At 37.4% G+C, this 10,643-nt stretch carries 7 protein-coding genes and 1 pseudogene; 5 read left to right on the plus strand and 3 right to left on the minus strand.

Annotated features, from left to right (window positions below; genetic code table 11):
• The coding region (tpiA, locus tag H7254_RS16285) for a triose-phosphate isomerase (protein WP_301933971.1) at positions 1-721 on the plus strand (721 nt) is incomplete at its 5' end.
• 612 nt (positions 722-1,333) lie between these two features.
• On the opposite strand, the gene H7254_RS16290 is transcribed toward tpiA, so the two are convergent.
• Positions 1,334-2,080, minus strand: coding sequence for a LytTR family DNA-binding domain-containing protein (locus tag H7254_RS16290; protein WP_301933972.1), 747 nt, complete (start codon positions 2,078-2,080; stop codon positions 1,334-1,336).
• A gap of 2 nt (positions 2,081-2,082) precedes the next feature.
• Positions 2,083-5,775, minus strand: a complete 3,693-nt coding sequence (locus H7254_RS16295; protein ID WP_301933977.1) for a two-component regulator propeller domain-containing protein — start codon at positions 5,773-5,775, stop codon at positions 2,083-2,085.
• Positions 5,776-6,003: 228 nt separating this feature from the next.
• Here H7254_RS16295 and H7254_RS16300 point away from each other — a divergent pair, with 228 nt between their 5' ends.
• From H7254_RS16300 to H7254_RS16315, 4 genes and pseudogenes are all read left to right on the plus strand, one after another.
• Entirely contained in the window at positions 6,004-6,315 is a 312-nt protein-coding gene (locus H7254_RS16300) for a YqcC family protein (protein ID WP_301933973.1), read from the plus strand.
• A 62-nt stretch (positions 6,316-6,377) separates the two neighbouring features.
• On the plus strand, positions 6,378-6,755 hold the full coding sequence (locus H7254_RS16305; protein ID WP_301933974.1) for a hypothetical protein: 378 nt from the start codon (positions 6,378-6,380) through the stop codon (positions 6,753-6,755).
• A gap of 57 nt (positions 6,756-6,812) precedes the next feature.
• The gene (locus H7254_RS16310) at positions 6,813-9,386 is read left to right on the plus strand and encodes a tail fiber domain-containing protein (RefSeq protein ID WP_301933975.1); all 2,574 of its coding nucleotides are present in this window, start codon (positions 6,813-6,815) and stop codon (positions 9,384-9,386) included.
• Between the two features lie 246 nt (positions 9,387-9,632).
• A pseudogene (locus H7254_RS16315) lies at positions 9,633-10,034 on the plus strand (serine hydrolase domain-containing protein); the annotation flags it as partial.
• A 418-nt stretch (positions 10,035-10,452) separates the two neighbouring features.
• Here the strand turns inward: H7254_RS16315 and H7254_RS16320 are convergent.
• Positions 10,453-10,643 (minus strand): hypothetical protein (locus H7254_RS16320; RefSeq protein ID WP_301933976.1); only part of this gene is annotated, 191 nt, incomplete at its 5' end.

The raw sequence follows: 10,643 nt of genomic DNA on the forward strand, positions 1-10,643 counted from the left end.
GACATTGGAACAGGGTAAAGCGTTAACAGAAGAAATTGCACAGGCCGACCTGAACCTGAATGACAACCGGCTTGTAATTCTGGGCGTTCCTTTTCCCTACCTGGTTACCATCAAAGAATCATTAACCGGGCAACCCAATATTGTTGTTGCAGCACAAAACTGTTACAGCAAAAAATCGGGCGCTTTTACAGGCGAAGTAAGTGCTACCATGCTTACCAGTATCGGTATTCAATATGTGATTATTGGCCATAGCGAACGACGGGAGTATTTCAATGAAACAAACGACACGCTTGCCGAAAAAATTAATATTTGTTTTGACAACGGATTAAAACCAATTTTTTGCTGTGGCGAGGCATTGGAGATCCGGGAAGCAGGTACACAAAATAGTTTTGTAGAAAACCAGTTAAAAGAAAGCCTGTTTCATTTATCCGCAGAGCAACTGACCGGCTTTATCATTGCCTACGAACCCATTTGGGCAATAGGTACCGGCAAAACAGCCACCAGCACCCAGGCGCAGGAAATACAGGCACACATTCGTGCTGTGATGGCTGCCCAATATGGTGCTGACGTTGCAGAAAGCATTTCAATTTTATATGGCGGAAGCGTAAAAGCTGCCAATGCAAAAGAAATTTTTGGCCAGCCCGATGTTGATGGCGGATTGGTGGGTGGTGCGTCGCTGATTGCGGATGAGTTTGTGGCTATTATTAATGGATTGAAATAGGGTATTTGCTATTTGCAATTATGTAAAAATGGTAAATATTGAATTTTTAAAATCGTAGGTGATTAATAAAGAGAGGCGGTCCATAAGAGCGCCTCTCTTTTTGCCCTTCCTTTTATGATTTTAAAAGAACGAAGCTATCCTGGTAGGCCGCTGTCTGGTCTTTTGACCAACAGCCGAAGCCTGGCTTTTAAAAGAGGTTAGCATTAATGAAGGAATGTTTCTTTTCGTGTTCTTACACATTGTTAGTGTTGGAAGCATACTATTTTTACCACTAAGTGTAAGCTGTTCATACCTTTTGCCGTTGATCAAAAGACACAACGGCGGCTCACGGGGCAGCTAGGTAATTGGGGTGGATTGGGGGAGGGCCAACACGAGCAAAAATTCGCACTCTTCGTCGAGTGGCAAGTTATTTCATTTCGCTACAGGTCGGTGAGGACAAAGACCTGGGAGAGTTGTGTGTGTCTTATCCTAAAATAGGACGAGTTAGTGTTCTTATTGCATACCAACCACGGAAGCAAAATACATTGATACGGAAGGGAAGGAAGTAAAATAAAAATGAAGGGTTTACAGCTTATTAGAAAGCTGTAAACCCTTCATTCCTATACCTGGTATTTATTTTTTTAAAAATCCCATCAGCATTTCTTTTCTTCTTCTTGATACTGCAAGAGGTTTCCCATCACTCATCCATACCATGCCTTCTCTGTCCACTTTTGTAATATATTTTTTATTTACCAAATAAGATTTGTGGATTCTTATAAAGCCATGTCCCTCCAAAATCTCTTCATATTCACCAAGCGTTTTTGATATCATCACCGGTTTATGATTGATGAAAATAAAACGGGTGTAATTATTATCTGCTTCGCAATATAAAATGGAGGAAGGCTCAAAAAAAGAAACCCCTTCCTGCATGGATAAAGCCAGCTTAAAATTTTCGGGTGCTTTTTGCTGCAGGTTGTTCAGCAGGTTATTTACCAGTAATTGGTGATCTTGTTTATGCAGTTGTTGTTTAATAATATGGCGGTTGATAGCATTTTGCAACTCCACACTATCAATTGGTTTTAATAAATAATCCAGGGCGCTAAAGCGGATGGCTTTAATGGCATATTGATCAAAAGCAGTAGTGAAAATTACATCAAAGCTGTTACCAATAGCCTGATTCAAAAAATCGAAACCGCTCATGTTGGGCATTTCAATATCCAGCATTACTAAAGAAGGTTCAAAGTTTTTAATAAATTCCAGTGCAGTTTCCGGGTTGTTGCAATAGCATACTTCTTTTTCTACAGAAATAAATTTTTCAATCAGCAGTTTTAAAATATTACCTGCGGCTGCTTCATCATCTATAATTAATATACGTAGCATAGCTATGGTTTAGTGGTTTCAATATCGGATGGAAGTTTGATGATAACCGTTGTGCCTGCCGGTTGATTATTATCACCTGTTTTATCAATTACTTCAATAAAAATACTGGCATTGTATTTTAACGAAAGGATGCTTATCCTTTGAGCGGATAACACAGTTCCTTTTGGCTCTGCCGCACCCAGCTTTTGAGCTTTAATGGCTGCGGCCTGCGTTCTTCCAATGCCGTTATCATCAATGGTAACTGTTAGTTCACCTGCATTTTCTTCACAGGTTATAGTTAGTGTTTTTTCGCCGGTTTTATTTCGTAAACCATGCCAGAGTGCATTTTCAACATACGGCTGGATAATCATGGAAGGTACCCTTATTTCATCTGCATCTGCCTCTTTTTTAATTTCTATTGAATAAGTAAATGACTGGCTAAAGCGCAACGATTCTAAAGACAGGTACAACCGCAGCATTTCTAATTCACTACTTAAAGAAATAAATTCTTTGGCAGAATTATTCAGTACCATTCGCTGTAATTTTGAAAATTTAGAAAGGTATTTATAGGCAGCATCTACTTTATTGGTAAGGATACATTCCTGTATGGCATTGAGGCTGTTAAAAATAAAATGAGGATTCATCTGGCTGCGTAATGCTTCTAATTTTGCCTCCGATAATTTTTCGTTGATGCCCAGTATTTCTATTTTTGTTTGTTGCAAGTCTTGTTCCGATTCTATAGATTTTATTTTGTTGGCCATCAGGGTGGCAATGGTGTTTAATACCTGCAGGTGTTGTGGTGTAAAAAAGTTTTTTAGCTGGTGTTCACTGTCAATCACACCAATTAGCTCATTGTTATAAATAACCGGCACTGTTATCTCACTTAATCTTTCAATATCATCTACCCTGTACCTTGCGTCTTTAGAAGTATCAGGGATTAACACAGGTTCTTTGGTTTGCATTACATGGCCTACCACGCCTTGCCCGGGGCTTACATCAAACCGTAAATTTTCAATGTCTTCTATTGAGCCTTTCGGTCCATGGCCTGCCCTTTGTATCATTTTTGTTTTATCGCTGTTCCACAAATACAGTATGCAATCTTCAAAACCCAGGCGGCCTATCAGGTTTTTTGTTACATCCCATAATACATCATCCACCGTATTTTTATCAATCAGCGAAGAAGAAAAGTAATTGATAATTTGCTCCAGTTCCAGTTTGCTTTTATATTGCTCCGCATTTAGCTGTTGTACTTTTAATTTGGTAGCATTTATGGTTTTAATATTTTTTTCACGCCATTTAATAAAATTATATAATGAAAAAATTATTGCTGCAGTTACTAAAAAAATAAACCACCATGTTTTCCAGAAAGGCGGGCAGATAATAATTTTAAACATGGTTATTTCTTTGCAAGAAATACCCTCCCTGCCTGCACACTTTACTTCAAAAATATAGTTGCCATCGTTCAACTGGTTGTACACAGCAGCCTGGCTTTTATCGGCCTTTATCCAATCTTTATCTACGCCATTTAATTTATAAAAATATTGTACACTGCCCGGGTTCCAGAATTCAACAGATGCAAATTCAATCCGAAGGGAGTTTTCTTTATAAGAAAGTTTTAGGGGCTGATGGGTAAGAAGTAATGAATCAAAAATTATTTCTTTTTCAAAAATATGCACACCCGTAATACATACGCCAGCAGGTGGCGCTATTGCGGCAATCAATGATGGATTGAATGAAATAAAACTACCCGAAGCGCCAATTAATACCTTTCCGTTTTTTAGCTGTAAAAATTTGCTGGTAAAAATATTATCTGTATTGCCATCATTAACATCATAATTAATAACTGACAAATTTTGCATGTTTATTTTACAAAGCCCGTTATCATAACAGGCAACCCAAACATTCCCCTGGCTATCTTTCATTATAGTTTGCACCAGGTTATTTGGCAGGCCTTCCCTCGACGTGATGGCTTTAAAGGTTTTGTTTTTTCTATCAAAAATATTAACACCCATTAAGGTAGCTATTATTAATGTATCCCTATTATATTGTAAAATATCTGTAACGCAATTGTTGCTGATGGATGTTTTGTTTTTTGTATTTATAACATAGGCTTCAATAAATTTTTCTTCCTTTTTATCAAATAACTGTAAACCATTTTGAGGAGTCCCTGCCCATATTCTGTTTCCATCCAATAAAATACATTGCACCCTTTTTTTGTTAGTAGAATCAGAAAAAATAAATTGAGAATAGAAATATTTTTTGTGAGTTACAGCATCAATCTTTACAAGTCCTTTTTTCCAATGCCCCATCCAGATATTGCCTGCACTATCCTGCTTAATAATATTGACTTGGCCAGAAAGTACCGAATCTTTTTGCTCTGTTAATTTATTATTTAAAAGGTTTAATTTTAATATGGTTTTATTTTGAGTGGGTGCCCAGATAATCCCTTTTTCATCTTTAAACAAGTTCCAAATCTGGTTGCTTCCTGAGTTTTTATTTTCCCTGGTTTTTAATAAATATTGTTTTTTAAAATTAAAATTGCTGTCCATTTTTACAATACCGCCATTTATACTGTAATAGCTAATTAAAATATTACCATCCTGCAATTGAAGAAAATCATTTACAGGTTCTTTGGGAAAAAGATTATTTTTTTCTATTCCGGGGGAGTGTGTTTGAAAAAATTGCTTGTCAGTATTATAAATATTTATTCCTTTATCAGAACCGATAAAAGTATTTTTTGCCCTGTCTTGTGCTATGCAAATATTACTGTTGTTGTTTTCATTTATATGATAGGTAAATGCTTTTGTATTATCTGCTTCAACAAAAAAAAATTTATTTATATCCGGTTGATAAATAGCCAATCCCCTTCCGGCTAATGGAACAATTACTTTTCCATCCTGAAGACAATACAACCCTCCAATAATTTCCTTTTGATCTGCCGGGCCATTTTTTTTTCGGGTTAGTTTATCAAATGAAAATGCCTGTATTTTATTTGTTGAAAAATTGTACTTATAAATCTTTCTGCTGCAGGTAACCCAAAGCTCATCTGCTTTCATTAATATAAAGCCAATACTTTCCTTTATATCAAACACAGGATTGTGGAATGGATTGTAATTATTGCCATACAGTTTTTTTTGCTGTTGATTATAAAATTTAATACCCGACGTTGTACCTATCCAAAAATTATTCTCTGAATCAATGGCTAAAAAGCCTGTGTTACTATTTTTATCAAACCCTAATCTGCTATTGTATTTTTCAAATTGATTGATTACTTCATTCAATTTATATAACCCATCATGGCCTGCAATCCAAATATTGCCTTGTTTATCTTCTGTAAAATGCCATATTCCATTTATTTTATTTTTGGCAGGCGTATGCAGATTATAATTGTAAAATTTTTCTGTTGCCCTGTTTAACGTATAAGGGCCTTCGAGGTCGCTGCCAATCCATAGCCGGTTTTTACTGTCTTCAAAAATGGAGCTTATCCAATCAGATTGTAACGCAGCAGTATCTTTTATATCTGCCAAATAATTTTTAAACCTTGTGCCGTCATATCGCTGTAAACCTGTTTGTGTGCCAATCCACATAAATCCTTCTTTGTCCTGGTAAAGGGTTGTTACTTTATTGCTTATCATACCTTCATTGATGGTAATATGCCTGAAGATGTAATCTGTATTTTGTGCACAGCCATTAAACAGCCCCGTAAAGAGAAGCACCAATAAAGTGATATTTTTTTTCTTGCAGATAAAAATAATTTAGTAATAAAAGTAGTCAAATTAAGCTGGAGGTTACTTTCATTCCCTCAATATAATATACCGTTGCCTAAATACTTAATTAATAGAAAGGGGCTGGCAGCCGTTGCATAACTAACTGCAACATTTACCTCATTACAATAAAATGCAATTTATTATCTGCAATAGTTTTACAAAGCGAACAGCCAAAATATGATAAGTGGAGAAAATAATATTGTGTATAAAATGAAAGAGCTGGAACAGGAGATGAAAAATAACGGGCTTTGGCAAAAGGAGCCACCTGAGTGGGTAAATTATTTTGAAGAAAAGATTATCATTAGCGGAAATGATTTTGCCCAATGGCTGCAGTATGTATTTATACCTAACCAGCGGCTGCAAGCAGAGAGGGGACAAGCGGTAAAAGGAAAAAAAATGATTGTGCCGGCGGCATTAAAATTTTTTGGTGAAGATGTACAAAAAGGGAAATTGCTGCAATTATTAATTGAAATAGATGCGTTATCATAAAAAATATAAAGACAAATAATATACTGCGGCAAGTAGCGGATCAAAAATGGTAAACCTTCAACATGAACAAGACTGACCTGTTGGTAATTTGTATAGTGGTGTTGATAATTTTCATTCACCTGTCTGTGGTATTCATCCAGCTTTTTAGCAATAAGTTTTTGTACTTAATGCCCGTTATAAATTTAGTTGCTGGTTTGATGGTCTTTATTTACTGGACACAAAAGCAATTAAGCATCCGCCAGCATTTTTTTGATACCAGGGAAATAATGGTTTTATGTTTTGAAGCTATAGTTGTTGGGTGTGCCGTTTACTGTATTGTACACAGCCAATGGAATAATTGGCTAAAAGCATTGCAGTATTTATTTATAGCCATCCATGTATCGGCCTTACTGCTTTTTTTATTTTTTATGTTAACCTTTAAAATGAATAAACTGTTTTAAATTTTTTTTCTCTGTCAAAAAATGTTAAAAAAATAATTACACTCAATTAATTCACACATGAAAAAAATCATCTTCACTATTGTATTGTCTGTAACCGTTAGTACAATTTCTTTTGCACAAAACGTGGGCATTGGCACTACAGCACCGGATGCTTCGGCATTATTAGAGTTAAACTCCACCAGCAAAGGCCTGCTGCCGCCGAGGATGACAGCGGCGCAAAAATCAGCCATCGTTTCTCCCAAAACAGGATTGATACTTTATCAGACTGACTTAGCAAGAGGTTTGTATATCTATGATGGCACTGCATGGGCAGCGGCAAATGCATCTGGCAATTTTGTTGATTTAACAACGGCACAAACCATTAACGGAAACAAAACTTTTGCAACAGATATTGTTGTAAATGGTGTAATGATTGGCAAGGGTGGCAATGCCGGTTCTTTAAATACTGCCGTGGGCTTTAATGTATTGAATGCAAATACAACAGGATTCAGCAATGCTGCCTTCGGTTACCAGGCTCTTTTATTTAACAATACCGGATATAATAATACTGCCATCGGCAATCAGTCATTGAAGGCTAACACTAATGGCTTTTACAATACTTCCACAGGTTTTCAATCTATGATTTATAATACTTCAGGCAGCGGCAATACCGCCAATGGACAATTTGCATTGCTGAACAATACCACGGGGTATAGCAATACTGCTATGGGAAGTGCTGCATTGTTTAATAATACTAACCGCTCAAACTTGGTGGCAGTAGGGGATTCAGCATTATTTAATAATGGCACCGGTGTAGCAAACCCTGTTGATGCTACAGACAATACAGCTATTGGTTCAAAAGCGCTTTTCACCAACACAACCGGGTATCGCAATACCGCCTCAGGAGGAGGGGCACTTTATTCAAACACTACCGGAAGTTTTAATACCGCTAATGGCAGGGAGGCACTTTATTATAACAGCACTGGTTTTGATAATACCGCCACCGGCGCCTGGGCACTACATTTTAATAATGGCAATTTCAATACGGCCAATGGAACCTATGCACTTCTTGCGAATGCAACAGGAAATAATAACACTGCTACCGGAGCTTTTGCACTTGATAATAATAATGCAGGAAATAACAATACTGCCACCGGAAAAGAAGCACTTTATTTTAATACTTCCGGTAGCGACAATACTGCTGCAGGCTGGCAAACCCTCTTTAATAATATTAGTGGGCACAGCAATTTGGCAATAGGTACATCAGCATTGTATAACAATACCACAGGCAGTAATTCTGTAGCCGTTGGTGATTCTGCATTGTATAATAACCTGGCAAGTTTCAACACAGCCGTTGGTTCAAAAGCCCTCTATTCAAATACAACTGGCGGGGCTAATACTGCTGTAGGCATCCAGTCATTGTACAGCAACAATACAGGTTTTCAAAACACTGCTATTGGACGTACTTCATTATTCAGTAACACCATCGGTTTTCAAAATACTGCATTGGGTTATCAGTCCTTAAAAAATAACCTGGATGCCAATCACAATACAGCCATTGGTTTTCAAAGTATGTTTTCCAATACAACCGGGTTTGATAATACAGCAGTTGGTACTGGTTCACTTGCCAGTAACACAGACGGACGTGAAAATATTGCTATAGGTATTGGTACTTTGGGCAGCAATACTTCAAGCAATTTTAGTGTAGCAATTGGCGATTCAGCACTTTACAATAACATGCAAAATGCCAATACCGGAATTGGTTTCAGGTCGTTGTATTCAAATACAGTAGGATTTAGGGGAACAGCAATAGGAATGTCAAGCCTTGAGCATAACGTTTTGGGCAACTATAATACAGCTGTTGGTGGATATGCCTTGACTTATAATATAAATGGCAGCTTTAATACTGGTGTAGGTGCAGGTGCATTAACCAATACAAACGAAAGCTGGAATACAGCAACAGGATTTAATGCTTTGTATTTAAACACTAACGGGCAGGCCAATGTGGCCATGGGATACCAGGCTATGTTCCACAACGTATCTGGCAGCAACAATACTGCTATTGGAACGGATGCCGGACCGGTAAGCGGTGGTGGTAATTTTTCTAACTCAACCGCTGTGGGACGAACAGCAACTTTTACAGCTTCCAATCAAGTGAGGCTTGGTAATACTTCCATCACCAGCATTGGCGGCTTTGCTCCGTGGACAAATATCAGCGACATACGGTTTAAGAAAAATGTGCAGCCTGAAACACATGGGCTTGATTTTATCCTGCAATTACAGCCTATTGTGTATAATATGGATGTGCAAAAATTAAATCGATTTTTATACGGGCAGGCTGCAGACAGTATTTGTAAAAGAGAGGAAATACCAATTGCCGGAAAAGAAAATATTTTATACAGTGGCTTTAGTGCACAACAGGTAGAAAGTGCGGCAAAAAAAATCGGCTATAATTTTAGCGGCATACAAATACCACAAAATGATAAAGACCATTATTCGCTTGCCTATGCAGAGTTTGTAGTGCCGCTGGTAAAGGCAATACAGGAACAACAACTTCAAATTGAAGCAGCCAATGAAAAAAATAAAATAATGTTTGGGCTGATAGAAAAAATGCAGCAACAAATAGATGCACTTACACAAAAAATAAAATAACCATCAACTCATACTATAAAAAATTTAATCAATAATGCCATGAGTCAAAAAAAAATTTCAACAGCAAAAACGATAATTTTCTCATTCGCCCTGTTTGCAATATCCTGTAAAAAAAATATTGTAGAAAAATCAATTGATAAAAATAGTGCTAAAGAATTTTAAAGTGAAACACAAGAGAGGCTTTCAGCCGGACCCGATTTTCAAAAACTTGCTGATACACTTGCTTTCAGGTTAAAAGGAAAATGTGTTGGGTACAATTTTATTGTTTCTTATCAGGGTCATTATAAAACAAACCATGCTGGCGGCCAATGCCGAACCATGCAAAATTCACCCGCCAGGGCTATGACTATGTATGAAAAATATGACATTGCCAGTGTAAGCAAAACCATCATGGCTACTGCACTTATAAAAAAAATGAGTGAACTGCCAGGAGGTATGAGCAACCTGAATCTGCCTGTTTGGAAGCACCTGCCTGCCCACTGGAGTTTTGGTGCCAATTTTAAAACCATCACTTTCCGTCAGTTACTTACCCATACAAGTGGGATACGCTACAGTATTGATGGAAGTGCTGAAGGGGATGATTACCAAACATTGAAAAAATTAGCAGCTTCCGGTATTTCTTTATCAAAAAAATACTACGCCAACTAATTAGAACAGCTTTCCTGAATAGCGCCGACTCCCACGGCTTTGCTGCAAGGCCAATCGTGGAGACTCGGCTGGGAACTCCTAAATTTGAGGAGAGACTCGGAGCAGTATGAGGTTTTTACCCAGTGTTGAATTTTCGGGAATTGGATGATATAGAGTTGAACAGCTTTCCTGAATAGCGCCGACTCCCACGGCTTTGCTGCAACGCCAATCTTGGAGCCTCGGCTGGGAGCTCCTAAATTTGAGAGAGACATGGAGCGAATTAAATTTCGTTATACTAATCCAGTTATTAAAAGCGGTTGAAATTTATAGGTGCACTTGAATTATAAAGCCCGCTGCTGCACAACGATATCAAGTACAAGAGTGCGACGCAACGATGATGCCCAAAGCCAACATGCCGGTACCAAAAAAAATTAAAAGATTAAATTAAATCCAATGACTTTGCAAAGAAGGTAACTACAAAAGGCAATACCATGGAACAATATCCACCGCCTACTGCATACACTAAAAAGAAAGCCGCAACAGAGGCAAAAAACAAAACCCAATAAAGGCCGGTAGATTTTTTTGTTGATTCCATTTGTAAAAATTTTCGGCAAAAATAGGGCAAATCAA

Origin of the sequence: Ferruginibacter sp. (assembly GCF_014377975.1) — a bacterium.
Classification (GTDB): domain Bacteria; phylum Bacteroidota; class Bacteroidia; order Chitinophagales; family Chitinophagaceae; genus Ferruginibacter.